The organism is Moheibacter sediminis (genome assembly GCF_900176425.1).
In the GTDB taxonomy this organism is placed as follows: Bacteria; Bacteroidota; Bacteroidia; order Flavobacteriales; family Weeksellaceae; genus Moheibacter; species Moheibacter sediminis.
In genome coordinates this window covers 16411-42120 of sequence record NZ_FWXS01000001.1, presented here as the reverse complement: position 1 = coordinate 42120, position 25710 = coordinate 16411, and the positions used below count along the sequence as shown (strand labels likewise).

The following is a 25710-nucleotide window of genomic DNA, read 5'->3' as shown; positions in this document are numbered from 1 at the left end:
AACTCATTACCTTGCACACTGTATGGAAATGGTTAGTTCTGCCATATTGATTGGATTTATCCTAAGCCTCGTGCTCATCGGACCTGTTTTCTTTATGTTATTGGAAACCAGTGTTTCACGTGGGTGGAAAGCAGCGATTACTTTGAATTTGGGAGTGATTACAGCTGATGTACTTTGTATTTTCATTGCTTATTTCGGGAGTAAAGATTTGGCATTGGCTATTCAAAACAATCCTTCAATCTACATTTTTGGGGGATTTTTTATTTTGATTTATGGATTGATTATGTACATCACCAAACCCAATTTCAAAATGCGAAATGTAAATGTCGTTACCCGAAATTACTTCAGAACCTTCATGAATGGCTTCTTACTCAATATTTTAAATATTGGTGTTATTGTATTTTGGTTTTTCATTGTGAGTACTGTTGTTATTCAATATCCAAAAACCGAAGATACCTTTCTCTATATGGGAATTGTCCTTGCAACATTTTTCTCGATTGATTTAGGAAAGATTTTTTTGGCGCAAAAAGTAAAAGACAGTTTTACGATGCGCAGGATTTTTTATCTCAAGAAAACGATAGGATTTATTTTAATTATTTTTGGAATAATTGTCGTTTTGAAAGGATTTGGAGTTTTTGAACAAATCGACCGTCAGATTGAAAACAAACTTCCGATTTAATCCAGATAACTTTCAATTTTCTCAATAATTAATTTGGAAGAAACATTTTCGAAATAATTGACTTTCTTTGTATTAGAAGCTTCTTTTCCAAAAATCGAAGTCGGTCGCATTGTCAAAGTTTCATCTTGAATCACATCATCCATCGATTGTCCATAACCCAAAAATCCGGCAAATGGATGTGTATTTCCCCAAATCGAAATTACTCTCACTCCCACCAAAGAAGCCAAATGCATATTTGCAGAATCCATAGAAACCATCAATTTCAGTTTTTTTATCAATTCCAATTCACCTTTCAAATCGTATTGACAAACGGTTGAAATAATGTTTGGATTTAATTTTTCCCAAGATTTCAATTCTTCCAATTCAGCTTTTCCGCCAAATAAGTAAACTTTGAGGCCCTTCTCAGCTATTTTCAGTGCAACTGAGCGCATTTGTTCAATAGGATACATTTTGCCCTCATACATCGCAAATGGCGCAATTCCGATGGCGTTTTCTTTCTCAGAATTATTTTGGATTAATGTATGCGGCAATTCCAATTCAAAACCAAGTTCCCGAAATACATCAGCGTATCGTTCAGTCATCGGTTTCAACTGTTTTCTGATTTTATTTTCCTTGCGTGTCAATGCTTTTCTTTCGTCTCTTCCTTTATCTAAAACAGCAAATTTAATGGCGTGTGAAGAAAAATATTTCCTGAGAATTTTAGTGCGCAAAACATTGTGCAAATCAGCAATGGCATAAATGTCCAATTCTCTCAATTCTTTGTACAAACGGTACAAACCCCAAACACCTTTGTGTTTTCCATCCAAATCCGCCACATAAAAATCAACATTGGGAGAATCAATGAAAAGCGGTTTGAATTTTTCACGTGAAACAAAAGTAATTTTCACATAAGGATTTTGTTTAATGAATTCATTCACGACAGGAATCGTCATCGCAACATCGCCAAGCGAGCTGAAACGCATAATCAAAATACGGTATGGGCTATCTTTTTTCACTATCCTCCTCTTCTATTTCATCTTCAACCAATTCAAGGTTCATTCCCTCATTGAGCAAAGCTCTAATTCTTTCTGTTTCTTCACGAGAAACCGTAATGTATTCCTCTAGATTGTGTGAATGTTTAGATAATTTTTTCAATGAAGCTTTCTCTGCCACTTTGAAAATTTCTCCTTGTCTCACGGCATCCTCGTGTGAAACGCCAAGCAGTTCCAAGCAATCGACACCCGCTTGTAAAGCTGTATAAAAAGTTTCTCTGTACACTTTGTCAAAACCGTCATTGATGAATTCATAAGCTTCAAAACGATTTCTGGCACGCACGAGAATTTTCAAATTAGGGAAATGTTCTTTTGCTGTTTCTATCAATCTTTTGTTGATTTCCGGCGGATCAATTGCCGCAACCAGAATGTGCGCTTCATCTGCTTTTGCAGCACGTAATACGTTTAAATTAGTTGCATCACCATAATAAACTTTAAAGCCCATTTTTCGAAGCAAATTCACTCGGTCGCTGTCATTATCTAAAACCGTAGCCTGAAAACCTGAAAATTTCACAATTCGTCCAATCGTATTTCCGAAATCTCCATAACCGGCGATGATAATTTTTTTGTGGGATTCCGGTAAATCATATTCGATTTCTTCCGCGAATTTTCTTTTGCGCATCCCAATTAATGGTGCAATCCATTTCTCATTTATCATCAATAAAATAGGTGTAATTGTCATGGTTACAGCCGTTGTAGCCAACAGCAAATCATGCCATTCTTTTGGAATTAATTGTAATTGATTGGTTAAATTTAAAATCACAAATGCAAATTCTCCGATTTGTGATAACAACATGACAAACAAAATGTTTTGGGTTAATTTTAATTTGAAAATCCATCCGGCAACCAACAAAACAATCGCTTTTATGGTCATAATTCCCAATGTCATGAATAGAATGGTTAATGGATCATCAATGATTAAATTAAAATTAATTGTCGAACCTACTGCAATAAAAAACAATCCCAACAACAATGCTTTGAAAGGTTCTATGTCACTTTCCAGTTGATGTTTGTATTGACTATTTGCCAAGGCAACTCCAGCCATAAACGCACCCAATGCAGGGCTCAGTCCTACATAAGTCATCAAAACTGAAACACCTATTACAAGCATTAAAGCAAATGATGTAAACAATTCACGCACCTGAAGCCTTGCAATGTATTTAAAGAATGGATTGACAATATAATTTCCTACAAAAAATATAATCCCGATGGCAGACAAAATCGCCAAAGTTTTCATCCAGCCCGGCGCACCGTCCAAAAGTGTATCATGGGCATGTTCAGTAACAATTGTCGCATTTACAGCCAATAAAGGTAAAATCGCCAAAATAGGGATCACCATGATGTCCTGAAACAAAAGAACCGCAAAACTGGATTGTCCACTGGGTGTTTTGGTTAAACCTTTTTCAGAAAGAGTTTGCAAGATGATTGCGGTCGATGACATTGCTACTGCAGAACCAATAGCTAAAGAGGTTCCAAATCCTAAATTTAAATAATGAAAACAAATAGGCATGATGAGCAAAATGGTTCCGAAAAGCTGGATGCTTCCAATGCCGACGATTTTTTTTCTCATTTTCCAGAATTCATTTGGATCCAGTTCTAATCCAACCAAAAAAAGCATCATCACCACACCAAATTCCGCCGCGTGCATTATGTCTTCGCCGCTTTCGCCGGAGCTCAATCCCAAAAATGGACCCAAAACATAAGGACCAATCAAAACCCCGGCAATCAAATATCCCAAAACCGAACCGAGCCCGGAACGTTTTGCAATCGGCACACAAACAATTGCTGCCAAGAGATAAATGAATGCCTGAAACATTGAAAATCCGCCCATCTGCTATGATTTGTTTTTTGCCTTGAATGCGATTGCGTAAAATTTGAATTGCTTGATCATCGCCAAAAGTCCGTTCGCTCTTGTTGGAGAGAGAAACTCCTGCAATCCGATTTCTTCGATAAACTTAGTTTCAGAATTTAAAATGTCTTCAGGCGTTTGGTTGTTGTACATTTTAACCAATATAGCAGCCAAACCTTTGGGAAGAATTGCATCGCTATCTGCTTCAAAAATGATTTTGTCATTTTCCATTCTAGCATCAAGCCAAACTGTTGATTGACATCCTTTTATTATTTTATCTTCGGTTTTGTTTTCGTCAGGAATTTCCTTCAGGCTTTTGCCCAATTCTATCAGATGTTCATAACGTTCTTCCCAGTTTTCAAAAAATGAAAACTCATCTATAATTTCATTTTGAATTTCTTGTATGGTCATTTCACAAAGGTAATTAATTTGAATTTTAAAATTTGTATCAAGTATCAGGACAAAAGAAACAATTTCGATGAATTGAATCATTAAATTTGTAGAATGAAAATTTTAGCGCTGGACAACAACCATGATTTTTTGAATTCAGGTTTGAGAAATGCAGGATTTGTAGTCGATGAAGATTATAAATCTTCAAAGGAAGAAATTATGAAATTTATTTCTGAATACGATGGAATTATCATCAGAAGCCGTTTTCCGATAGATAAATCTTTTTTGGAAAAGGCAACAAATCTAAAATTCATTGGTCGTGTCGGTGCCGGATTGGAAAATATCGATGAAAAATTTGCCAAAGAAAGAAATATAAGATTGTTCAATGCGCCGGAAGGAAATAAGGACTCGGTCGGAGAACATTCTATAGCTATGCTTTTGATGTTGATGAACCGTTTGAAAATTGCGGACAATGAAGTTCGAAATGGAATCTGGCTTCGGGAAGAAAACCGCGGCGATGAACTGATGGGAAAAACTGTTGGAATCGTCGGTTACGGAAACATGGGAAAAGCTTTTGCGCAAAGATTGAAAGGTTTTGGTGTTGAAGTAATTTGTTATGATATTTTAGAAAATTTGGGTGATGAAAATGCGAAACAAGTTGAGTTATATGAACTTTTCCAAAAATCTGATGTAGTGAGTTTGCATACGCCACAAACAAATGAAACCAACCGAATGGTAAATTCGAATTTCATCAATTCATTTCATAAACCGTTTTATTTGATCAATACAGCAAGAGGCAAATCCGTTGTTACAAAGGATTTGGTAACAGCTTTAGAATCCGCAAAAATAAAAGGTGCTTGTCTGGATGTACATGAATATGAAAAATCTTCATTTGAGAATTTAGATTTAAATGAATTGCCGGAAGATTTCAGATATTTAATTAATTCAGATAAAGTCATTCTTGCGCCACACATTGCAGGCTGGACAATTCAGAGTAAGGAAAAATTGGCGAAAGCGATTTTAGATAAAATTTTGAACTGGAAAGCATCATTTCAAAAATAATCATTAACATTGCATGGGTTAACGGGGATGTAGCTCAGTTGGCTAGAGCGTTAGACTGGCAGTCTAAAGGTCGTGGGTTCGAGCCCCATCTTCTCCACATATACAGAGTATTTTGTATATATATTCTTATTTCATAAGAAAAAGTTTTATCGAATTAGCACTTCTTTTTGAAGTGCTTTTTTCTTTTTATATTTAGTTCATGAAAAAGATTTTAGCATTTACGGGAAGCAATCATTCCAAATCCATCAACAGACAATTACTCCAATTTGCTTTGGAATTAATTGACAAAAGAAGTTTTGAAATCACTGAAATTGATTTGAGAGATTATTCGCCTGTTATGCTTTCTTTGGATGAAGAAAAACAAAATGGTTTGCCCGCTGAAACTCAAAAACTGCATGAATTGATGCATAATTTTGACGGATACATCATCGCGAGTCCAGAACATAATAGTTCTGTTCCCGCATTTTTGAAGAATATTACGGATTGGCTTTCGCGTAAAGAATTGAAATTTTTCAACGAAAAACCGGTTTTGCTTTTGAGTACTTCTCAAGGCGGAAGGGGTGGAAAAACGAATTTAGCTGTACTGGAATCGGTTTACAGCAGAATGTTTTCAGCAAAAATTACGGGAACATTTAGTTTGCCTTCATTTTCGCAGAATTTTCAGGATGGAAAGATCGTAAACGATGAAGAATTGAATTTATTAAAAGAAGAGATTTCAAATTTCTCTGATTCATTTTAATAAAAAAAGTGGCTAGAATCCCAACCACTTTCCATATCATTTAAGTAAATGAAAATTATTGACCAGCTTGTTTCTGAGCGTCTTCTACCATTTTTTCGTTGGCAGTAATGGCGAACTCTACACGACGATTTTGAGCACGTCCTGCTTCCGTTTCATTGTCTCCACGTGGATTGGTCTTGCCTTGTCCAATTGATGACAAACGAGAAGATTTAAGCCCTTTTGATTTTAAATAACTAACCACAGACGCAGATCTTCTTTCTGACAAACCTTGGTTATAGGCGTCTGAACCTTTGCTGTCTGTAAATCCAACAACTAAAATATCGGTATCAGGATATTCGTTGAAAACAGTTACCAATTTATCTAAATTTGTTTTTGCCTGAGCGGTCAAATCTGATTTGTCGTATTCAAAACGAACATCAGATTGTTCATCTAAAATAACTTGAATTCCTTCAGCCGTCCTTACAACTTCAGCCCCAGGTAAAGTATTTTCGATTTTTTCTGCCTGTTTGTCCATTCTGTTACCTATTACCCCACCGGCAACTCCCCCAACGACTGCACCAATAAGCGCTCCCAAAGCAGCGTTATCTCCTTTTCCAACATTATTTCCAAGAACTCCACCGATTACAGCACCGGAAGCTGTTCCTACAGCGGCACCGCGTTGTGTATGATTTGTATTTTGAATGGCTTCACAGCTGGAAAGCAAAAGGCCTGCTGAAAGGGTTACTGCAATTAAATTAGTTTTTAATGATTTCATAATTTGTTGATTTAAAGCTGTTTATTAATTTTTTTGAAATGTATAATTGACACTGATTGGTTTTCCTTCAAACATCAAATCTTGTGTCAAAACCATAGAAGAACCTGTGTTTGAAATAATTCTCATTTTGTAGCCGTCAACTACATTTTTAGGCCTTTCTCCTTCGTAAATGCGTTTGAAATTGAAGAACATCTGTCCGTTTTCGTCAGTCACAAACCATTTGATTTTACTTGTACTTGAAGGGCAACCGTTGCCTCCGTTGAGTGTATAATTCCCGCTTGCATTATTTTGAACCAAATGCCAAGAACTTCTTTCGTAACATTCTGTTTTGGCTTCATCCAAAACTGTAATGTTCACGTAACTTTCATTGATTCCGCTTACGGAAACATCTGAAATTGTCCAGTCGCCACGCATCTGAACTTCATTGTCAACTACAGCCTTGCTTCCTGCGCAGGATGCAAGAAGAGTAAAAGCACTAAAACTTGACAAAATTAAAATTTTAAAAGAATTCACCTTAGATGAATTTTTTAGTTTGTTGATCGTTGATTTCATAGTCATATATTGTTTTTATTCACATTTTCATCAAAAAACGCCTTTTTTAAATCAATTCTAACGAATTTTTAGTAAAAAATCAACTCCGAAATTCGTGCTTAGAAATAAAGTCTCTTAAATCGCTTTAAATTGGATTTTTGGTGATTTTATAGACAACAGAAGAGAAATTTCCTGTAAAAATTCCAATCAAATTTGAAATGAGCGCAATAGCAACAGCTCTAAAAAAACCAAATTCTGTTTTTTTATATTTTTCGGAAAGCAAGCTTACGTAGAAGCTGTCAAACCACAATGCATATCTTTTTTCAATTTTCATACCAAAATTGTTAAAAAGCATATCCATGCTTTTTGGTGAAAAATGCCAAAGATGTCTTGGAACGTCATAAGCCGCCCAATGTTTTTTGTAGAATTTTGCGTCGAAAGAAAGATGGTTTGGAACGGCAATTAAAATTTCTCCATTCGGATTTAAATGCTTTTTTAATTCTTCAATGAATTCATACAAATTTGGAATGTGCTCCAAAACATGCCACAAAGTAATGATATCAAAAGTTTCAGAAATGTCTTTCAAATCAGAATTCAAAACGGAATTTTTGCCTACTTTTTTTTGTGTAATTTCTCTTGCGCTTTCATTAGGCTCTACTCCTAAAACATCTAAATCTTTACTTTTTGCAAACGCTAAAAAATCTCCGGTGCCACATCCGTAATCTAAAATTTTTGCTCCCTTTTTTATATTTCCCAACATCGAAAATTTATGTCGAATGTTGATGACTTTAATCAATTGATAAGTTTTATCTGAAATGCTTTTGTTAGAATCAGAATGAGAAATGTAATCTTTACTTTCGTAGTATTTATTTAAATTTTCTAAAGGCTGAGGATACGTTTCCAGAAAACCAAATTCAGGATTTTTTCTCAAAACAAAACCTTCTTGTGTCAAAAAATAATCTTTTAACTCAAGTATAAATTCAGATAATTCTCTTTCCTGTAAAGGGTTTTCGTTCATAGTTTCACGTGGAACATTTATATTATCGTCCCATATAAATTAATAAAATGCTGATATCTGATGGGGAAACACCACTCACTCGGGATGCGTGAGCAATTGTTGCCGGACGGATTTTATCGAGCTTTTGACGTGCCTCTGTTGACATAGAAACCAATTTGAAATAATCAAAATCAGCAGGAATTTTCAAATTTTCCAAACGTTTCAATTTATCTGCATTTTCCTCTTCTTTTCTGATGTAGCCTTTGTATTTGATTTGAATTTCTGCTTGTTCAATTTCTTCTTCATTCAATTCATTTTCTTCGAGGAAGTCGTTCAATCTTTGAAGTGATAAAAAGTCTCTTAATTTAATTTCAGGACGCGATAAAACCGTTACCATTTTCATGCTTTGGTTAATCGGAGAGCCATTGTTTTCTACAATAGCTGAATTGATTTCTTCCGGTAAAATGGAATTTACTTCAAAATAATGCACTAGTTTGCCTGCTTTTTTGAATTTATTTTCAACTCTTTTCAGTCGGTCATCAGACGCCAAACCAATCGAATTTGAAATAGCAGTTAACCTTTCATCAGCATTATCTTGTCTCAAAAGGATTCTGTATTCAGCTCTTGAAGTAAACATTCTGTAAGGTTCTTCAGTTCCTTTTGTGATTAAATCATCGATTAAAACGCCTATATAAGCCTCGTTTCTTTTTAGAATGAATGGGTCTTTTTCATTGATTTTTAAATGAGCATTGATTCCTGCCATCAAACCCTGACTTGCTGCTTCTTCATAACCTGTGGTTCCATTGATTTGACCTGCGAAGTAAAGATTTTCAATTAAATTAGTTTCCAACGTATGTTTTAACTGTGTGGGTGGAAAATAATCGTATTCAATGGCGTATCCGGGACGGAATATTTTAGCCTTTTCAAAACCTGGAATTGAACGCAAAGCTTTCGCTTGAACGTCATCTGGTAATGATGTAGAAAATCCATTTACGTAAACCTCTACGGTGTTCCAGCCTTCTGGTTCAGCAAAAATTTGATGTCTTTCGCGCTCTGCAAAACGATTGATTTTATCTTCAATCGATGGGCAATAACGAGGTCCTGTGCTTTGAATTGCGCCGTTAAACATAGGAGAACGATCAAAACCTTCTCTCAATAAATCATGCGTTTCTGAATTGGTGTAAGTAATATAACAGCTGCGTTGTTTGGTCAACTTTGGTGTATTTGTATAGGAGAATTTCTGTGGATTCTCATCCCCCTTTTGCTCTTCCATTTTGGAATAATTCAAAGACCTTCCGTCCACACGAGGCGGTGTTCCGGTTTTCATTCTACCGGATTCAAAACCAATTTTTGTGAGTTGTTCAGTGATTCCTGTAGCGGCTTTCTCTCCCATTCTACCTCCGCCAAATTGTTTGTCTCCTATGTGAATTAATCCATTTAAAAAAGTTCCATTCGTCAAAACAACAGCTTTTGAACGAATCTCTAGACCCATTCCCGTCTTTACTCCTACTACTTTATCTCCCTCGATTAAAAGCCCGCTTACCATGTCTTGAAAGAAATCGACATTGTGGATATTTTCCAAAGTTATTCTCCATTCTTCTGCAAACCTCATGCGGTCAGACTGCGCTCTCGGGCTCCACATTGCTGGCCCTTTTGAAAGGTTCAGCATTTTAAATTGAATCATGGTTTTGTCGGTTACAAGTCCGGACTGCCCGCCCAAAGCATCTATTTCGCGCACGATTTGTCCTTTGGCAATTCCTCCCATTGCGGGATTGCAAGACATCTGCCCGATGGCTTGTAAATTCATAGTGACCAAAAGAGTTTTCGAGCCCATATTGGCTGCGGCTGCGGTCGCTTCTGCTCCGGCATGTCCACCCCCTACTACAATTACGTCGTATTCTGTTAAAAACATTTCTTATGAAAATTGTGAATGTTCCACGTGGAACATATTAAATTAAATCTATAATTTTTGAGATGTATTGGCTTTCCATTTCTCTCATTTTTTTTGCTTCCTTATCGGTTTTGTCTTTGTAATTCATGAAGTGCAAAATGCCATGAATGACTACTCTTGCCAATTCGTTTTTGAATTCTATTTCATTTTGTTTTGCATTGTCTTCAATTCTTTCTACGCTGATGTAAATGTCACCCGAAATTACATTTCCTTCTGAGTATTGAAATCCTATTACGTCGGTATAATAATCATGTTGCAAGTATTCTTTATTGATTTGTAACAGGTATTCATCATCGCAAAAAATGTAATTGATGTCACCGATTTTATATCCTTCGTTAGCCGCTGATTCCTTCAACCAATTTTTCCAGGCTCGCGGCTTACTGATTTTAAAATCAGTTTCGTAAAAAAATGAAATCATGCTGCAAAGTTAAAACCAAAAACCGAGAGAAACATTGAATAGCCCTTTTTTTGTTTGTGGCGAATAAGTCCAAAATCCGCTTATCGGTCCCAGTGGGCTGTCATAACCGTAACTGATACCGTAACCAACATATTTGAATTTGATTAGATTTAATTTATCAAAATCATCTTCTATATTTGCTACATTATAAAAAGCGGATAAATAGTGATTTTTAAGGAATTTTGCCTGAATCGCTGAGCCTGTAACCATTTTATTATCACCAGTTGCTGATAAAAATGGCAAACCATAAAATCTTGTATAATTCATAAAGCGCTGCTCGACATATCCGCCCAAAGCAAATTTTTGAGAAATCGGCGGGAAATTACTTAAATAAGTTCCAAATGAACCAAAAAATCTTCCCGTAATCCAATGATTGATAGGTTGATTAATTTCCAAATTTGCAGTTAATAAAGAAGTTTCATTGAAATTTAAAGAATTTGAACTGAAAATATATTTGAAAATTCCATCAAATTTAAATCCTTGTGTGGGAAAATTAGGATTGTTTCTGTTATCTGCACGAAGAAATCCATAAACACTTGCAAAATAACTGCTTTCGGGTCTTCTGAGAGAATTTGAAGCAGGTAAATTATTGGTCTTTATTTCTAAATATTGATGTTCAATGCCTCCTCCTATAGCGTATTTTTCATAAAGTGTAGATTGAATGTAGGCTTGGTTTACGAATTCGTTGAACTGATAGTCTAATAAAACTGATTCATCACTCAAATTAAAATTAGAAATATCTGTTTCAGCATCAAATTGTTTGAATGAGGAATTGATTCCGAAACTTGGATAATAACCATTATCCACGTAATAATTGAGTTCATAACGTGGAAAATCTCCTAAAATTAAATCTGCAGAAAAAATAGAATTGTCAACCAAAAGATGTTTTGCAGTAAAATTTAATAACAATCCCGTTTTGAACAAATCATCATAATGCAATCCGAATTTTACAGATTGTTTCGATGGTTTTTCCCGAACGCTTATGACTAATTTTTTATATCCATTTTCACCTGTTACAATTCTATAAAAAACTTTGTTGAAATTTCCGGTTGAATACAAAGCCTGAACACCTTGGCTGATCTCATTATAAGTAGCCAGTTGAGGCGGTTTTATGCTCATTTTTCCTTTGATGTAAGAGCGGTTATAGGCATCTAAACCCTTAATTTCCAATTCTGTAATCAAAACATATTCATTAGACTCAATCGGCTTTCTTTTAATTTCTTTGTTTCCTTGCAAATCTGCAATTTTTTGAAGTTCAGAAAACATTTCCTGAGCCGCTTTGTAACCTGCATTTATAATGCTGTCTTTGTCATCAAAACTCGTTACACTAAATCCTTTTAAATTTGGTTTAATTGCCAAATCCACTAATTTACTTTGTTCTTCAGATTTTTGGGTAATATTGTAACTGATGATTTGTTCGATTACTTTTGTTGCGGAATTGATGTCTTCCTGTTTCAATAAACCTTCTTGTAAATCGACCCCTATAATTATATCTGCCCCTAAATCCATGACTTCCTGAACGGGATAATTATTTTTCACCCCGCCATCGATGTACATTTCCCCATTGATATGAACCGGTTCTAAAAGCGTCGGATAGGCTCCGCTTGCTAAAACAACCTGTGGTAAATAACCTTGATTAAATACAACAGATTCTCCATTGCTCAATTTCGTGGCAACACAAACAAAAGGAATTGGTAATTTGTTGAAATCGTTTATGTCATGAACGTGTCGGAAAAGATAAGTGAGCGCCTCTGAAGTTCCTTGTCCGGACGAAAGTGCATTGGGAAATCCCAATTTAAAATTATCAAAAGGTAGCTCAAGAATGTATTTTTCACGATAAGACTTATCAAAAAAAGGTAAATCGGTTCTTGTCTTTTCATTGAGAATCAAACTATTCAAATCTAATGAATACATGATTTTTTCTAATTCATCTGCTGAATAACCCGAAGCATACAGCCCGCCTATTATTGCTCCGATGCTGGTTCCGCCTATGTAATCGATTTTGATTCCTGCATCTTCAATGACTTTTAAAGCACCGATATGTGCATAGCCTTTCGCTCCGCCACCGCTCAACACGACACCGACTTTCGGGCGTTGTTTGTTTTGGGCAGAAATGAATCCGAAACTGAAAATTAAAATTAATAAAAAGGAAAACCGCATAAATCCTTATAATTCATCAAATGTACAATAAAAGCAATTCTCCTAAATTAACAAAAATCACCTCTGAAGTTGTTCATTTTGTGTTAATTTTGCTATAAATATTTTAAAAAATGAAAGTAGCAGTTGTTGGCGCAACCGGAATGGTTGGCAGAGTGATGTTGAAAGTATTGGAAGAAAGAAATTTCCCAATTTCTGAATTGATTCCAGTAGCTTCCGAAAATTCAATTGGTAAACAGATTGAATATAAGGGTAAACAGTACTCGATTGTCAGTATGCAAGATGCTATCAATCAACAACCTGACATTGCTTTATTTTCAGCGGGCGGAGATACTTCAAAAGAATTTGCGCCGAAATTTGCAGAAGTTGGAACGACGGTTATTGACAATTCATCTGCCTGGAGGATGGAACCCAATGTTCCTTTGGTTGTTCCGGAAATCAATGCAGATATGCTTACTGCAGATGATAAAATCATTGCCAATCCAAATTGTTCAACGATTCAATTGGTTATGGTTTTGAATCCATTAAACAAAAAATACGATATCAAACGTGTTGTGGTTTCCACTTATCAATCTGTTACTGGAACGGGAAAAGATGCAGTAGAACAGTTAGATGGAGAAATAGCAGGTACCAATCCGAAGAAAAAATATCCTTATCAAATCTTCAAAAATGCATTGCCACATTGTGATGTTTTTGAGGAAGCCGGTTACACCAAAGAGGAATTGAAACTTTCACGTGAAACACAGAAAATTTTGAATGACAAAACGATTGCTTTGACAGCCACTGCGGTTCGTGTGCCGGTTCAGGGTGGGCATTCCGAGTCAGTTAATATAGAATTCAATAACCATTATGAAGAAGCTGATGTAAGAAAAATCCTTCACGAAACTCCTGGTGTTGTCGTTCAGGACAGTCCGGAAACCAATACTTATCCGATGCCGTTGTACGCAGAAGGAAAAGATGATGTTTTTGTGGGAAGAATAAGAAGAGATTTATCTCAGCCTAATTCATTGAATATGTGGATTGTTGCGGATAATCTGAGAAAAGGGGCGGCTACAAATGCAGTTCAGATTGCGGAATATTTAGTGGTAAAGAATTTGGTTGGAAATAAAGTTATTGCTTAATTTTTCTGATGCAAATAGAAAGCCTTCAAAATCCGAAAATCAAAAATTTACTGAAACTTCAGGAAAAATCGCGCGAACGAAAAAAGCATGGGTTGTTTGTAGTAGAAGGTCTTCAGGAAGTAGGTTTGGCATTTGAGTCAGGATTTGAATTGAATGAAATTTTTATTTGTGAATCCATTTTTCAGAATCAGATTTCATTGCCTAAAATTCATACAAATTTCGTTTCCGAAGCATTGTTTGAAAAAATTGTTTACCGTGGAACAACGGGTGGAATTGTCGGCGTTTTCAAAATGAAGAAAAATGAGTTATCTGAAATTAAACTTTCTGATAATGCGTTAGTTGTCGTTTTAGAGTCCATTGAAAAACCGGGAAATTTAGGTGCAATTTTACGGACTTGTGATGGCGCTGGCGTTGAGGCTTTGCTGGTTTGCGATCCTTTGGTTGATTTTTATAACCCGAATGTGATCAGAAGCAGTGTAGGCACAATTTTTACAAATCAATTTAACTCAGACTCCAAAGAAAACATCATCAATTGGTTGAGATCAAATAAGATACAAATCATTTCTACTTATTTGAGAGATGACACCAAAACCCTTTATGAGATTGATTTCAAAGGGAAATCTGCGATTGTTTTAGGAACTGAAAATTCAGGATTGACGAAAGAATGGTTGGAGCATTCAGATTTTTTGGTTAAAATTCCGATGAATGGAATGGTGGATTCTCTGAATGTGAGCAATGCGGCAGCAATTTGCATTTATGAAGCACTGAGACAGAAGAATTATTCAAAAACTGAATAGAGTACTTCTAATGATTTTGGTCGTCGGAAATCGGAAATATGAAGCTCGTAATATCGAATGATAATTTCCAATAGTTTTTTTCTTTGAATTTGATTAAATTTTGAAGTTTCTTCTGCATTAAAATCCAAATCAATTAAATTTTTAAATAGAATTAATTCTTCTTTTTCGATGACAAATCCTGAAGAAAAATCATGGGTTGAAACACCGTTGGTCAAATCAAAAAATTGATAATTCTCAGAATAATTAGGAAAAAAGCCCAAAAATCTCGTCAAATTTATCAAAAACCATAAATGAAAATCAGCATAATTGGTTCTATTTGAATCAAATTCATTTAAACCACTACTTAAAAATTGATACAAAGAAAGATTCGTTTCTTCTTCCTGCAAAACAGAGTTCAGTATTTCTCCCAAGAATAATGTGATGGTTGTTTTTATTGGGTTAGAGTAAATGGATTGGTAATAAATTTCTGCGTCTGCTTCTTTCAGATAATTCAAATTGGAATTCTTTTTTTGATCATAAATGATTTTGATTTGATTCAAAATCAAGAAAACAGAAGATTTTTTATTTCTACCCGAAAAAGCATTTTTTAAAATAAAAGATTCTATTCCTGAATTTTGTGTATAGCACCTTATAATCAATCCATTGTCTCCATATTTTAATGAAGAAATTACAATGGCCGATGTTTGAACTTGCATTACCTTACGATAGCGATTTTGGTTTGTTTGGTTTCAGAAGCATCGCGATTGGTCATCAACACCAGATAGATTCCTGAAGCGACGGGTTTACCTTTCAAGTTTTTCGTGTCCCATTGTGCAATGCCGCCAGCTGCTTTGGTGTTGTAAATAAGATTTCCGACGACATCTACGATTCTCACGTCGGCATCATTGGGAAGACCTTTAATTACTACATTTCCGTTGAAACCTGGACGAACCGGATTTGGATAGGAATATACATCACCGAAAGATTCACCGACATCAACAGCATCGCTTCTATAAGAAACAATGCCTTTGTCTGTTGCGAAATAAACAACTCCGGTTGTGGGATCTACGTTGATGTCATTCACTTTATTAGATGGTAAAGGAGAATTTCCAGAAGTAAAATTAAATATGGTTTCCTCCCCATTTTCAGAAACATAGAAAACGCCGGAGGTTTCTGTTGCTATCCATTTTCGGTTGGCGCCATCTACTTCAATATCATTTATTTGAGTATCCATTAGCAGTGCTTCAGGAATTCCGTTTTGCTCAATAATAATAGGCTGAGTTTCAAAGCTTCCGGATTGTACAGTTTCTATTGGATTGTACAAAATTCTTAATCCCAATTCTGTTCCAATCCATAAAGTTCCATTTTGTTCAATAGCTACACAAACTACATAATCAGTAGGTAGTTTTCCATTGCTTGCAGAAGATGTTATACTATAAACACTGCTCATGTCAGAAATAAAAACACCTCCTCCCGCAGCACGCGGTGATGGAACGAAGGCAAACCCATTATAAACAATCGGTCTCATAGCACCGGTTTTACCCCCTAAGCCTATATAACTCCAAGCCCCGTTTGCATCTTTTTTTGCAAGCCCCATCGTCTGGTCGTTTACAAAACCTTGTGCCACCCATAAATTTCCTTGTTCGTCAAGTTTTGAACCAGCAATACGTTCTTTAAATTTTAAACCTGAATTTTCAGAATTATAATGATTTACCATCACATCATCAACCATTTTGAACATACCAATGTGTGTGTTTGCAGATAGAGGATTCCAATCTGGGAATTCCATCCAAGAGGAAACATAAACTTCAGATGGATTTTTTGTATTTACTTCTATATGTACTATGTCTTTGGCATTTAACATAGATTGACTTTTAATTTGTTTCCACGAAATCCCATCGAAATGATAATAGCCGTCAAAGTTAAATTGAGGCTGGCTAAAATCATTCACTCCCCCGGGCGCCACCCAAATTTGTTTATCAAATGCTGTTACAGACCAAGATTTGTTATTGTACGGACCATCTGGAATAATATTATTTAAGCCAGCAATCAATCCTTCTTGTTTTGAACCTCCATAGGTTACATTACCTATTTTTGCAGCAGTATTTAAATCTTGGGTAAAAGAAACAGTTTCAGTTAGGTTGAGATTATTATCAAAATTATAAGCAGAATTTAATTCGGATATAGTGAGTACATTTCCATTAATATTAATATCCCGCAGTGAAGGATAATTACCCATAAACATCCAGGAATTACCATCAAACCTATAAGTGTTTCCCCAAGTATTGGCTATGATATTTCCATTAAATGCTACAATGTCCTGATAAGGAGAGTTTGGGATGCCTTGAGGCTGCTGCCAAGAAGTGAAATTTGCAGTAAATCCATCTAAGGCATGAGTATGAATGCCTCCGTTTCCTGCAGAATAAATGATTCCATCCATAACCACTGATTCCTTGACTCCAAAATAATTTCCCCCAATGATGAAATATGTGGTTTCCATAAATTCAAAATCTTCCAAACTGAAAGTAACAATTCCCCATTCCCCTGAAATAATGGCGGTATTTTGATGGGTGGTAATGTGATTTATGATTTTACTTCCAGTATATCCTTGATGGAGGGGAACTTGTAGTAAGTTTCGATTTCCATCAGGAGTGAGAATATCTAATTCTCCACTTTCATAGCCAATGAAAATAATTTCGTTGTCGGGATTATAATTAAAAGCCGTAATTCCTACATCGTTTAGCTGCGTGGTTTTAGAAATTTTCTGAATTTCTCCGGAAACAGGGTCATATGAAAAAATACCATTTTCTGCACTACAAAAAATCAAGCCGTTTATTTCCCAAATGTGTTTGATGTTGTTGTAAGAAAAATGATCCTGCCAGCGTGTGCTTGTGCTCTGGGAAAAGACAAAGATGGTAGGCATTAATAAAAATAACCATTTCATGTAGGCAAAATTATATTTTTTCAGATGGTAATTCATAAAACAGTTTTCTATCTCAATCGAACGATTTGGATACGCTTTTAGTATAAATTTATATTTTTTAAAAATTTTGCTTCACCATGTATTTGTCATAAAAAGCTTTGATATGTCCAACGGCTTCTTCCGGAGTGTCTACCAAACGGTACAAATCAAAGTCATGTTCGCTGATGTTTCCTTCTTGCAAAACGGTTTCTTTGAGCCAATCAATCAATCCGGACCAGAAAGAGACACCTACCAATACAATTGGAAATCTTCCTGTTTTCTGAGTTTGAATTAAAGTTAAGGCTTCAAACAATTCATCTAAAGTTCCCATCCCTCCTGGAAGCACGATAAATCCTTGTGCATATTTGACGAACATCACTTTTCGGGCAAAGAAATAATCAAAATTGATGCTGTAATCATAATCTACAAATTGATTCAATCCTGTTTCAAAAGGAAGTCTGATTCCGATTCCGGCAGATTTTCCTTTACCGTGGCGGGCACCTTTGTTGGCGGCTTCCATGATTCCGGGTCCGCCACCTGTAATTACACCAAAACCCAATTCTGTCAGTTTATTTCCGATTTCTTCTGCCATTTTATAATAAGGAGAGTCAGGTTTAGTGCGCGCAGAGCCAAATATAGACACACAGGGGCCGATTTTAGCCATTTTCTCATAACCTTCCACAAATTCTGCCATGATTTTAAACAAAGCCCAGGAATCGTTTGTTTTTACTTCATTCCAATTTTTTGGAGCTAACTTTGCCCTTATTCTGTCATTTTCTTCTTTTTCTGTCATGATTGGGAATGTATTTTATGTGTTTAAGTTTATAATTTCTAAATATTTTTCTGAGAATAAAAATCCTCTCGCCATGGAATCCATATCATCATTTTCTTCGATAGGAATCATTCTTTTCTGAACCAATTTTTCTGTTTTTATCTGGTGATTTAAATCAAAATAACCATAACCTTTGCATACATTGTTTTTTATCCAAACAAAAGATTTTTCAGCCAACGTCCTGCCCTTTCCTATTATCAAAATGCTTTTTCCTTCCAAGCAAACTTTGCTTTGAAATGCTTCTACCCGTTTATTGTAATCATCTGGCGATTCTTTACCAATACAAGCTCCGTGACATTCTCCTACTGAATACCCAAGGCAGGGGCCGTCTCCCTGATAAATGTCGTTTATTTTGGAACAAAGCTCGTATTCTTCTGAAATGAGCGAAAGAAAACTCAACGCATTGTTATATGAATTCATCCTGAGAATATGGCTTTGTTTGCTATTATAATCAGTATGATCAATTCGCAACTGTTTGAATCCGTTTTTGAATCCGTTGTAAATTGTAAAGGGGAAATTTATTTTTTTCTGGTTTTCGTTGAGTGAAGGCTTTAAGGTTTTGATTTCATGATTTTCTTTTAACCAGGCAACCAATTCATTCCCTGTGGTTTCATACGTTATTTCTGTAGCAGAAATTTTTATTTTGTTGCTCAGATTTGATTTTCCTGTCAACAATATTCTTGCAGATTGTGAAATATTTTTACTTCTGGAAAGGTAAATAATTTGTTTATTTTTATTGAAAACATAAAAAATACCAGTTTCATTGGGTAAATCTTTCAGGAGAGAATCGTATTTAATAGACTTTTTTTTATCAGTAAATGTTTCTTTTAAAACAATGTCTTTTTCTGAGTCTTTGTCCTGCAAAAGTTTAAAAAGTTCAAGCGTAGCACGGGCATCACCTGAAGCTCTATGCCTGTCAGAAACGGGAATTCCAAGAGATTTACTCAATTTTCCGAGCGAATAAGACTCGGCATCTGGAAAATGTTTTTCACTCAACGGAAGCGTGTCGATGGTTTCTCGGTAATAAGTATAGCCCAATTTGCTGAACTCCTGCTTGAGCATCCTATAATCAAAATCTACATTATGACCTACAATGATGGCTCCGTCCGTAATTTCAATGATTCGTTTGGCAAGCTCATGGAATTTAGGTGCAGTGCTGACCATTTTCGGAGTGATTTGCGTAAGTTTTTGTACATACAAATCTATTTCTCTATCCGGTTGCACTAAAGAAATCAACTGATCGATTACTTTTTCCCCATCATAAAGAAATATAGCTACTTCGATAATAGATTCTTCTCCTTTTTTCCCGCCTGTGGCTTCAACATCTATTACTGCGTACACGTTATTTTTTCATTAATTTCCCGAAAATCCCTCTTATCAGAAGATTTCCGGCAGTTCTTAAAAAGCTTTTGGTCGTACTGTCAGTTAGTATAGTTTCAAGGGTTGATTTTTCTTTTTTAGGTCTTCCGGCAACGCGTTTTGGCTGTGATGAAACGGATTCTTGTGCACGTTCCATTTTTTTGCTCAAAATCTCGTAAGCAGATTCCTTGTCGATGTCATTTTTATATTTTGAAACCAATTCTGATTGATTGATCAAAGAATTAATTTCAGAATCGGACAAAACATCCATCCTCGAATTTGGGGAACGCATATATGTATGTGCCAACGCAGTCGGAATTCCTTTCTCGTTTAAAGCCGTGACAAATGCTTCTCCAATTCCCAGTTGTGTAATTACTTCATCTGCTTTGTAATAAGTTGAAATCGGATAGTTTTCCACCGCTTTTTCAATCTGTTTTCTATCTTTTGCTGTAAATCCGCGCAGTGCATGCTGGATTTTTAATCCCAATTGACTCAAAACCGCATCGGGCACATCGCCTGGAACCTGCGTACAGAAATACAATCCGACTCCTTTGGAACGGATTAATTTTACCATGGTTTCGATTTGATCCAAAAGGGACTTGCTCGCTTCTTTGAAAATCAAATGCGCTTCGTCGATGAATATCACCAATTTCGGTTTATCGCCATCGCCTGCTTCGGGAAGCGTTTCGTAAACTTCTGCCAGCAAACTCAACATAAAAGTTGAAAACAAGCTTGGTTTGTTTTGGATATCGGTCAGACGAATCACATTTACAACACCTTTTCCGTCCTTGGTTCGCATCAAATCACTTACTTCAAAAGAAGGTTCACCAAAAAACTGCGTTGCGCCCTGTTGTTCCAAAGCCACAATTTTTCTGAGAATTGTCCCCAATGAAGCCGGAGCTATTGCGCCGTAAGTTGAATTCAATTCTTGTTTTCCTTCTGCATTTTCACTTACATATTGAAGCACTTTTCGCATGTCTTCCAAATCAACTAATGGAAGATTTTTATCGTCACAATATTTAAAAATAATAGAAATTATGCTTGATTGCGTATCATTTAATTCCAGAATTTTACTGAATAAAATCGGTCCGAATTCTGAAACTGTAGCTCTTAACCTAACGCCATTTTCTCCGCTTAGAGAAAGCAATTCAACAGGCGAACCTGACGGTGTATAAGTTTCACCGATGAGTTTTTGCCTTTCCTGAATTCCTTTGTCATCTCCATTTCCGGACGCTGCAATTCCGCTCAAATCTCCTTTGATGTCCATCAATAAACTCGGAACTCCTTTCAGCGACAATTGTTCGGCAAGGATTTGCAAAGTTTTGGTTTTCCCGGTTCCGGTCGCGCCGGCAATCAATCCATGACGATTCATGGTTTTTAAAGCCACTGAAATTTCAGCATCGGTCAAAACCTCGCCATCTAGTTTAGCCTTTCCTAAAATAATTTTATCGCCTTTGTATTGGTAATTGGATTGGATTTCCTGGATGAATTTTTCCTTCAATGACATTTTTAGTTGGGGATTTGAGTCAAATATACAATTTTATGGCAATTTGAAATGCCCCACAACCGGATAATGGTCAGAAAGTTTTACATCATGAAGTACATCGTATTTTACAGGAAGAATTTCATCTGAGTGGAATATATAATCTAATCTAATCGGATATTTGAATTCATGAAAAGATGTTCCCACAGATTTTCCTACAACAGGATAAGCATCATTTAACCAATAAATAATTTGCTGGTATTCATAAGAATTTGGAGCAGAATTTAAGTCTCCTGCAAGTATAACAGGATGTTTGGAATTGGTAATGTAAGGAATCAGGATCTTAATTTGTTTTTCATGTTCAAGAAATCCACGCGTAAGCTTTCCTCCTATTTTCTTTGAATTTTCTTCAGCCATATCCTGATCCAAAGTTTCTTTTACCAACCCTTTATCAATCAACATAGATTCCAGATAAACATTGATGATACGAATGGTGTCTTTTCCGGTATCGATATCGGCATACGCCGCGTAAGCAGTTGTTCCGTTTTCGCCAGAAAGAATTTTCTTGGTTTCGATGATTGGATATTTACTAAAAAATTGGATGATTGAGTGCTTCTCGTGATAATAATCTCCAAACGTAGAATCTTTCAGTTGATTAAAAGCATCATTTCGCCAGTAAACTTCCTGCAAAACAACTAAATCGGCATTTTCTTTTTTGAAGAATTTATCAAATCCATCTTGTTTCAGATAATGTGCATTGAATGTAATCATTTTGAAATCCGGTTCCACAGTAACCTCTTTTCCAAAATATTGATAAGATTTTGTAAGCGGCTGGTATAATCCTGTCGAAAGAATCAGAAATAAAATTGCGTAAGCAATTCTCCTCCAAAACAATAGAAAAATTAAAAAAATGTTTCCCAATACCAAAAGTGAATAAAAAATAGGAATCAGCCCAAAATAGGGAAATGTAGAAGGCGCAATGTGAGGCGCAAGATAGATGGTGTAAGTAATTCCCAAAAAAAGCAAATGGAAAATAAAGAAAACAGGGTCAAACCCCGTCAATCTAAATGTGCTTTTTCTAGCCATTTTTCCCGGATTTGAATAGAAAATCTTTTTCTTCTTTGGTCAAAGTATCATAACCCGAACGCGAAATTTTATCGAGGATGGCATCTACTTTTTTCTGTTTAGCAACCTTTTGCGCATTAAATTCATAATCATCTTTGGGTGGTTTTGCTCTTTCGGTTCTTCTTGTTTTTTGTGAATTTTTTGAAGGAATTAATTTCATTAAAAAATTGCCCAAAAAATCATTTCCTTTTTCAAATTGTTTCATGTACAAAAATCCGAATGCAGCGCCTCCCAAATGCGAAATGTGTCCGCCGACATTATTCCCCACCAAAATCATGATCAAATCAAATCCCAGCAATCCATACGCCAGATAATCCAAAGGCAAATTAATGTTGACAATTGCCAATTGAAGCCTCATTTTGGGAACATAAGAAACCAATGCAAAAAACACCGAATAAACGGCTGCCGAAGCACCCACAAGAACCGCAGGAGCATCAATCAACGGTGAGAGAAACACAAAGAAAATTCCACCGAAAATGGCTCCGAAAATGTAAAATGTAAGTAAATCATGATTTCTGAAATAACGCAGGAAAAATTTTCCCATCACATACAACATTAACATATTCAGAATTAAATGAATCCAATTTCCATGAAAAAATGAATAAGTAAAAATCCCCCAAGGCTGACGGATAAATGATTCCCATCCGCTTCCCAAGCTGAAATAAGAATTAATGTGTACGTCAAACAACCCAAAAATCGCATCTACAATAAAAATCGTGACGCAGATAAAAATCAGCCGAATGCTTACATCGCCATTTTTGAAATTGTATTTTAATTGTTCTATTACGTCCATTTTAATATCCGGTATGTAAATTTTTCTTCCATGCACGAACCAACAAAAATCCTATAATCGCTCCGCCAATGTGGGCAAAATGTGCCACAGGATTCCAAGCATAATTCTGAATTGCCAAATAAAATTCAATCGCAATCATTACCGGAATGAAATATTTCGCTGCGATGGGAACCGGAAAAAATAACAATGCAAGCTTAGCATTCGGATAAAGCACCGCAAAGCCAACCAATAATCCATAAATCGCTCCTGAAGCGCCGACCATTGGCGTGACATAATAACCCATCAATTCTTTGGTTTTTTCTACATCACCAGAAGTTGGAACATTGTACATTCCATCTGTGCTAACTTTCAAAGATTTGATAAGTTCTGGAACATTTACGCCTGATGCGGTAACTACTTCTTTTAGAGATTCGACTTGTAAATAATTGGTGAAATTAAATAACACAAATGAACCTAATCCTGCAACAAAATAAAGAATCAAAAATTTCTTTTGTCCTATTGTATTTTCCACAGTTGAACCAAACATCCACAACGCAAACATATTGAACAAAATATGTGAAATATTTGGAAAAGGCGCATGCATAAACATATGCGTGACAATTTGCCATCCTTTGAAATTCACAGATTCTGGATAAAATGCCCCTAAAATATTTCCTAAATCAATTCCCCGAGAGCCAAAAACAATTGTTGCGAGGAAAAATAATCCATTGATAATTAAAAGGTTTTTGGTTATGGTTGGAATTGGCTGATTGAACATATTTTAATTTAATTTCTTGATGATTTCACTTTCGGATATTTGTACAAAAACGGGCTTTCCATAAGGTGAAAAATTGGGTTCGCCTAAAGTCAACAATTGTTGTGCCAAGTGCTTCGCCTGTTCGGGTAATAATCCTTCTCCTTTCTTTATGGCTACGTTTTTCGCGAGGATTTTTGCAATTTCAACTTCAAAACTGATTTTATCATGCAGTTCCAAATCTGTCAAAAAGTCCGAAAAAATTCCTGGAACATTTTCAGGTTCAACTTCTGTCGGCAACGCATTGACTAAAATTTGATCTATTGTAAATTCTACATCAAATCCAAACCGGAACAAATCAGTTTCTATATTTTTTAATTGCGAAATTTCAGTAGCATTGGAAATGATTTCCACCGGAAACAAAAGCCTTTGGCTCAATGCATTTTCGGTACTTGATTTTTTCAATTTTTCAAACAAAATCAATTGGTGCGCACGGTGCTGGTCGATGATGAGCAATTCACCTTTGTGGTGGGTGACGATGTATTTATTCTGCCATTGAAATGCATTAATTTCAAGCGAATCAAAATCTGCTTTGTCCAAAATCGTTTCAGGATGGTTGTTTTCCAATTCAAATTCAGAAAAAGATTTGTACAAATCATTCGTAGCCTGAATTTCTTTGTAGGAATTTGCCGAAGTTTCAAACGGATTGTAATTTCTATCTACATGGATTTCAGGTGCTTTTATCGTACCTCCTTTCGGTGCAGAAGGGATGAATGCCCAGTCAGGATTTTGATCAAAATCGAGCGAAGGCGTGATGTTGTACTGTCCCAAAGCATGTTTCACCGCCGCGCGCAAAACCGCATAGATGGCGTATTCATCTTCAAATTTAATTTCCGTTTTGGTCGGATGGATGTTGATGTCGATTTTAGAAGGATCAATTTCCAAAAACAAAAAATAGGAAGGCACATATTGGTTCGGAAGCAAATGCTCAAAAGCATCCACAATCGCCTTGTGCAGGTAATTGTTTTTGATAAATCGATTGTTCACGAAAAAATACTGCTCTCCCCTCGCCTTCTTGGCACTTTCCGGTTTTCCTACAAAACCTTTTACCGAAACGATTTCTGTTTCTTCCGCCACAGGAACAAGCTGAGGTTCTATTTTTCGACCAAAAACCTGAATGATTCTTTGTTTTAGATTTCCTTTTTTCAGCACATACAATTCCGAATCGTTGTGGTAAAAATTGAATTCGATGGCTTCATGCGCAAGTGCAACCCTTAAAAATTCATCTTGGATATGTTTTAATTCTATTTGGTTGGATTTAAGAAAATTACGCCTTGCAGGAACATTGTAAAACAAATTCTTGACGGAAATAGAAGTTCCGGTTCTTGCAGCCCTCGGTACTTGGTCTCTGACTTCTCCGCCTTCAATAATCAAACGCGTTGCTACTTCATCCTGATCTCTTTTTGAAACTGCATCGACCTGCGCTACTGCCGCAATCGAAGCCAAAGCTTCGCCACGAAAACCTTTGGTCTGAATGGAAAAGATATCTTCGGTTGTTCTGATTTTCGATGTCGCATGACGTTCAAAAGCCATCCGCAAATCGGTAACGCTCATTCCTGCGCCGTCGTCACTTACCTGAATCAGAGTACGCCCTGCATCTTTTATGATTAAAGAAATGGAATTTGCTTTGGCATCTACCGCATTTTCAATCAATTCTTTCACAACCGAAGCCGGACGCTGCACCACTTCTCCAGCCGCGATTTGATTCGCAACGTGGTCAGGCAATAGCTGTATTACATCTCCCATAGAAATCATAGGTTGCAAAAGTAGAAAGTTAATGGTAGAATTTAAAATCAATTTGAATTAATAAAAAAATTGATTGAAAACCAAAACAAAAAACCTCTGAACAATTCGGAGGTTTTTTGTTTT

Annotated in this window: 23 protein-coding genes and 1 tRNA gene; 6 read left to right on the top strand and 18 right to left on the bottom strand. The window is 35.9% G+C overall.

Features of this window, described 5'->3' with window-relative positions:
* The first annotated feature begins 22 nt into the window (after nucleotides 1-22).
* The gene (locus B8977_RS00195) at nucleotides 23-679 is read left to right on the top strand and encodes a LysE family translocator (protein ID WP_084015260.1); all 657 of its coding nucleotides are present in this window, start codon (nucleotides 23-25) and stop codon (nucleotides 677-679) included.
* Here B8977_RS00195 and B8977_RS00190 read toward each other — a convergent pair.
* Genes B8977_RS00190 through B8977_RS00180 form a run of 3 tightly spaced genes read right to left on the bottom strand, consistent with a single transcriptional unit; the run spans nucleotide 676 to nucleotide 3970 of the window.
* On the bottom strand, nucleotides 676-1674 hold the full coding sequence (locus B8977_RS00190; protein WP_245828368.1) for a glycosyltransferase family 9 protein: 999 nt from the start codon (nucleotides 1672-1674) through the stop codon (nucleotides 676-678). The two genes, B8977_RS00195 and B8977_RS00190, sit on opposite strands and share 4 nt — an antisense overlap.
* The gene (locus B8977_RS00185; protein ID WP_084015258.1) at nucleotides 1661-3541 is read right to left on the bottom strand and encodes a monovalent cation:proton antiporter-2 (CPA2) family protein; all 1881 of its coding nucleotides are present in this window, start codon (nucleotides 3539-3541) and stop codon (nucleotides 1661-1663) included. Before B8977_RS00185 ends, B8977_RS00190 begins: the two co-directional genes overlap by 14 nt.
* A gap of 3 nt (nucleotides 3542-3544) precedes the next feature.
* The gene (locus B8977_RS00180; protein ID WP_084015947.1) at nucleotides 3545-3970 is read right to left on the bottom strand and encodes a SufE family protein; all 426 of its coding nucleotides are present in this window, start codon (nucleotides 3968-3970) and stop codon (nucleotides 3545-3547) included.
* A 93-nt stretch (nucleotides 3971-4063) separates the two neighbouring features.
* Here B8977_RS00180 and B8977_RS00175 point away from each other — a divergent pair, with 93 nt between their 5' ends.
* The 3 genes from B8977_RS00175 (at nucleotide 4064) to B8977_RS00165 (ending at nucleotide 5750) form a co-directional block, all read left to right on the top strand.
* Nucleotides 4064-5011: a 2-hydroxyacid dehydrogenase gene (locus tag B8977_RS00175; RefSeq protein ID WP_084015257.1), complete on the top strand. Its 948-nt coding sequence runs from the start codon at nucleotides 4064-4066 to the stop codon at nucleotides 5009-5011.
* A gap of 23 nt (nucleotides 5012-5034) precedes the next feature.
* Nucleotides 5035-5108, top strand: a tRNA-Ala gene (locus tag B8977_RS00170).
* Nucleotides 5109-5210: 102 nt separating this feature from the next.
* Nucleotides 5211-5750, top strand: coding sequence for an NADPH-dependent FMN reductase (locus tag B8977_RS00165; RefSeq protein ID WP_084015256.1), 540 nt, complete (start codon nucleotides 5211-5213; stop codon nucleotides 5748-5750).
* A gap of 55 nt (nucleotides 5751-5805) precedes the next feature.
* Here the strand turns inward: B8977_RS00165 and B8977_RS00160 are convergent, their stop codons facing one another.
* The 6 genes from B8977_RS00160 to B8977_RS00135 all read right to left on the bottom strand — a co-directional run bounded on the left by B8977_RS00160 (nucleotide 5806) and on the right by B8977_RS00135 (nucleotide 12600).
* Nucleotides 5806-6504, bottom strand: a complete 699-nt coding sequence (locus tag B8977_RS00160) for a YiaD family glycine zipper/OmpA-like lipoprotein (RefSeq protein WP_084015255.1) — start codon at nucleotides 6502-6504, stop codon at nucleotides 5806-5808.
* Nucleotides 6505-6528: 24 nt separating this feature from the next.
* Nucleotides 6529-6993, bottom strand: coding sequence for a lipocalin family protein (locus B8977_RS00155; RefSeq protein WP_159447426.1), 465 nt, complete (start codon nucleotides 6991-6993; stop codon nucleotides 6529-6531).
* 187 nt (nucleotides 6994-7180) lie between these two features.
* Nucleotides 7181-8053 carry a class I SAM-dependent methyltransferase gene (locus B8977_RS00150; RefSeq protein ID WP_084015253.1) on the bottom strand — a complete coding sequence of 291 codons (873 nt, stop codon included), beginning with the start codon at nucleotides 8051-8053 and terminating at the stop codon, nucleotides 7181-7183.
* Nucleotides 8054-8075: 22 nt separating this feature from the next.
* Nucleotides 8076-9944, bottom strand: coding sequence for a tRNA uridine-5-carboxymethylaminomethyl(34) synthesis enzyme MnmG (gene mnmG, locus B8977_RS00145; protein WP_084015252.1), 1869 nt, complete (start codon nucleotides 9942-9944; stop codon nucleotides 8076-8078).
* A 37-nt stretch (nucleotides 9945-9981) separates the two neighbouring features.
* Complete coding sequence (ybeY, locus tag B8977_RS00140; protein ID WP_084015251.1) at nucleotides 9982-10401, bottom strand: rRNA maturation RNase YbeY; 420 nt, start codon at nucleotides 10399-10401, stop codon at nucleotides 9982-9984.
* A gap of 9 nt (nucleotides 10402-10410) precedes the next feature.
* A complete protein-coding gene (locus B8977_RS00135) occupies nucleotides 10411-12600 on the bottom strand; it encodes a patatin-like phospholipase family protein (protein WP_084015250.1) in 2190 nt (729 codons plus the stop codon).
* Between the two features lie 110 nt (nucleotides 12601-12710).
* Here B8977_RS00135 and B8977_RS00130 point away from each other — a divergent pair, with 110 nt between their 5' ends.
* Both B8977_RS00130 and B8977_RS00125 read left to right on the top strand, forming a co-directional pair.
* Nucleotides 12711-13718, top strand: coding sequence for an aspartate-semialdehyde dehydrogenase (locus B8977_RS00130; protein WP_084015249.1), 1008 nt, complete (start codon nucleotides 12711-12713; stop codon nucleotides 13716-13718).
* Nucleotides 13719-13726: 8 nt separating this feature from the next.
* A complete protein-coding gene (locus B8977_RS00125; protein ID WP_084015248.1) occupies nucleotides 13727-14515 on the top strand; it encodes a TrmH family RNA methyltransferase in 789 nt (262 codons plus the stop codon).
* Here B8977_RS00125 and recO read toward each other — a convergent pair.
* The 9 genes from recO to mutL all read right to left on the bottom strand — a co-directional run bounded on the left by recO (nucleotide 14497) and on the right by mutL (nucleotide 25587).
* Nucleotides 14497-15210 carry a DNA repair protein RecO gene (gene recO / locus B8977_RS00120; RefSeq protein WP_084015247.1) on the bottom strand — a complete coding sequence of 238 codons (714 nt, stop codon included), beginning with the start codon at nucleotides 15208-15210 and terminating at the stop codon, nucleotides 14497-14499. The genes B8977_RS00125 and recO overlap by 19 nt on opposite strands.
* Complete coding sequence (gene porZ, locus B8977_RS00115) at nucleotides 15210-17474, bottom strand: type IX secretion system anionic LPS delivery protein PorZ (protein WP_084015246.1); 2265 nt, start codon at nucleotides 17472-17474, stop codon at nucleotides 15210-15212. The genes recO and porZ overlap by 1 nt, the downstream gene beginning before the upstream one ends.
* Before the next feature lie 61 nt (nucleotides 17475-17535).
* A complete protein-coding gene (locus B8977_RS00110) occupies nucleotides 17536-18249 on the bottom strand; it encodes an LOG family protein (protein WP_084015245.1) in 714 nt (237 codons plus the stop codon).
* A 15-nt stretch (nucleotides 18250-18264) separates the two neighbouring features.
* Nucleotides 18265-19629, bottom strand: a complete 1365-nt coding sequence (locus tag B8977_RS00105; protein ID WP_084015244.1) for an exonuclease domain-containing protein — start codon at nucleotides 19627-19629, stop codon at nucleotides 18265-18267.
* A 1-nt stretch (nucleotide 19630) separates the two neighbouring features.
* Nucleotides 19631-21154 (bottom strand): helicase HerA-like domain-containing protein, encoded by a 1524-nt coding sequence (locus tag B8977_RS00100; protein WP_084015243.1) that lies wholly within the window; start codon nucleotides 21152-21154, stop codon nucleotides 19631-19633.
* Nucleotides 21155-21187: 33 nt separating this feature from the next.
* Nucleotides 21188-22216 (bottom strand): endonuclease/exonuclease/phosphatase family protein, encoded by a 1029-nt coding sequence (locus B8977_RS00095; RefSeq protein ID WP_084015242.1) that lies wholly within the window; start codon nucleotides 22214-22216, stop codon nucleotides 21188-21190.
* Nucleotides 22209-23048 carry a rhomboid family intramembrane serine protease gene (locus B8977_RS00090; RefSeq protein ID WP_084015241.1) on the bottom strand — a complete coding sequence of 280 codons (840 nt, stop codon included), beginning with the start codon at nucleotides 23046-23048 and terminating at the stop codon, nucleotides 22209-22211. Before B8977_RS00090 ends, B8977_RS00095 begins: the two co-directional genes overlap by 8 nt.
* 1 nt (nucleotide 23049) lies before the next feature.
* A complete protein-coding gene (locus B8977_RS00085) occupies nucleotides 23050-23805 on the bottom strand; it encodes a rhomboid family intramembrane serine protease (RefSeq protein WP_084015240.1) in 756 nt (251 codons plus the stop codon).
* 3 nt (nucleotides 23806-23808) lie between these two features.
* The gene (gene mutL / locus B8977_RS00080; RefSeq protein ID WP_084015239.1) at nucleotides 23809-25587 is read right to left on the bottom strand and encodes a DNA mismatch repair endonuclease MutL; all 1779 of its coding nucleotides are present in this window, start codon (nucleotides 25585-25587) and stop codon (nucleotides 23809-23811) included.
* Nucleotides 25588-25710: the final 123 nt, after the last annotated feature.

Bases quoted from the DNA above. Each gene is read 5' to 3' on its own strand.
- B8977_RS00110 (WP_084015245.1), bottom strand. From the start codon at position 18,249: ATGACAGAAAAAGAAGAAAATGACAGAATAAGGGCAAAGTTAGCTCCA.
- B8977_RS00125 (WP_084015248.1), top strand. From the start codon at position 13,727: ATGCAAATAGAAAGCCTTCAAAATCCGAAAATCAAAAATTTACTGAAA.
- B8977_RS00130 (WP_084015249.1), top strand. From the start codon at position 12,711: ATGAAAGTAGCAGTTGTTGGCGCAACCGGAATGGTTGGCAGAGTGATG.
- B8977_RS00160 (WP_084015255.1), bottom strand. From the start codon at position 6,504: ATGAAATCATTAAAAACTAATTTAATTGCAGTAACCCTTTCAGCAGGC.
- B8977_RS00150 (WP_084015253.1), bottom strand. From the start codon at position 8,053: ATGAACGAAAACCCTTTACAGGAAAGAGAATTATCTGAATTTATACTT.
- B8977_RS00185 (WP_084015258.1), bottom strand. From the start codon at position 3,541: ATGGGCGGATTTTCAATGTTTCAGGCATTCATTTATCTCTTGGCAGCA.
- mutL (WP_084015239.1), bottom strand. From the start codon at position 25,587: ATGGGAGATGTAATACAGCTATTGCCTGACCACGTTGCGAATCAAATC.
- porZ (WP_084015246.1), bottom strand. From the start codon at position 17,474: ATGAATTACCATCTGAAAAAATATAATTTTGCCTACATGAAATGGTTA.
- ybeY (WP_084015251.1), bottom strand. From the start codon at position 10,401: ATGATTTCATTTTTTTACGAAACTGATTTTAAAATCAGTAAGCCGCGA.
- recO (WP_084015247.1), bottom strand. From the start codon at position 15,210: ATGCAAGTTCAAACATCGGCCATTGTAATTTCTTCATTAAAATATGGA.
- mnmG (WP_084015252.1), bottom strand. From the start codon at position 9,944: ATGTTTTTAACAGAATACGACGTAATTGTAGTAGGGGGTGGACATGCC.
- B8977_RS00085 (WP_084015240.1), bottom strand. From the start codon at position 23,805: ATGTTCAATCAGCCAATTCCAACCATAACCAAAAACCTTTTAATTATC.
- B8977_RS00100 (WP_084015243.1), bottom strand. From the start codon at position 21,154: ATGTCATTGAAGGAAAAATTCATCCAGGAAATCCAATCCAATTACCAA.
- B8977_RS00095 (WP_084015242.1), bottom strand. From the start codon at position 22,216: ATGGCTAGAAAAAGCACATTTAGATTGACGGGGTTTGACCCTGTTTTC.
- B8977_RS00180 (WP_084015947.1), bottom strand. From the start codon at position 3,970: ATGACCATACAAGAAATTCAAAATGAAATTATAGATGAGTTTTCATTT.
- B8977_RS00135 (WP_084015250.1), bottom strand. From the start codon at position 12,600: ATGCGGTTTTCCTTTTTATTAATTTTAATTTTCAGTTTCGGATTCATT.
- B8977_RS00090 (WP_084015241.1), bottom strand. From the start codon at position 23,048: ATGGACGTAATAGAACAATTAAAATACAATTTCAAAAATGGCGATGTA.
- B8977_RS00165 (WP_084015256.1), top strand. From the start codon at position 5,211: ATGAAAAAGATTTTAGCATTTACGGGAAGCAATCATTCCAAATCCATC.
- B8977_RS00195 (WP_084015260.1), top strand. From the start codon at position 23: ATGGAAATGGTTAGTTCTGCCATATTGATTGGATTTATCCTAAGCCTC.
- B8977_RS00175 (WP_084015257.1), top strand. From the start codon at position 4,064: ATGAAAATTTTAGCGCTGGACAACAACCATGATTTTTTGAATTCAGGT.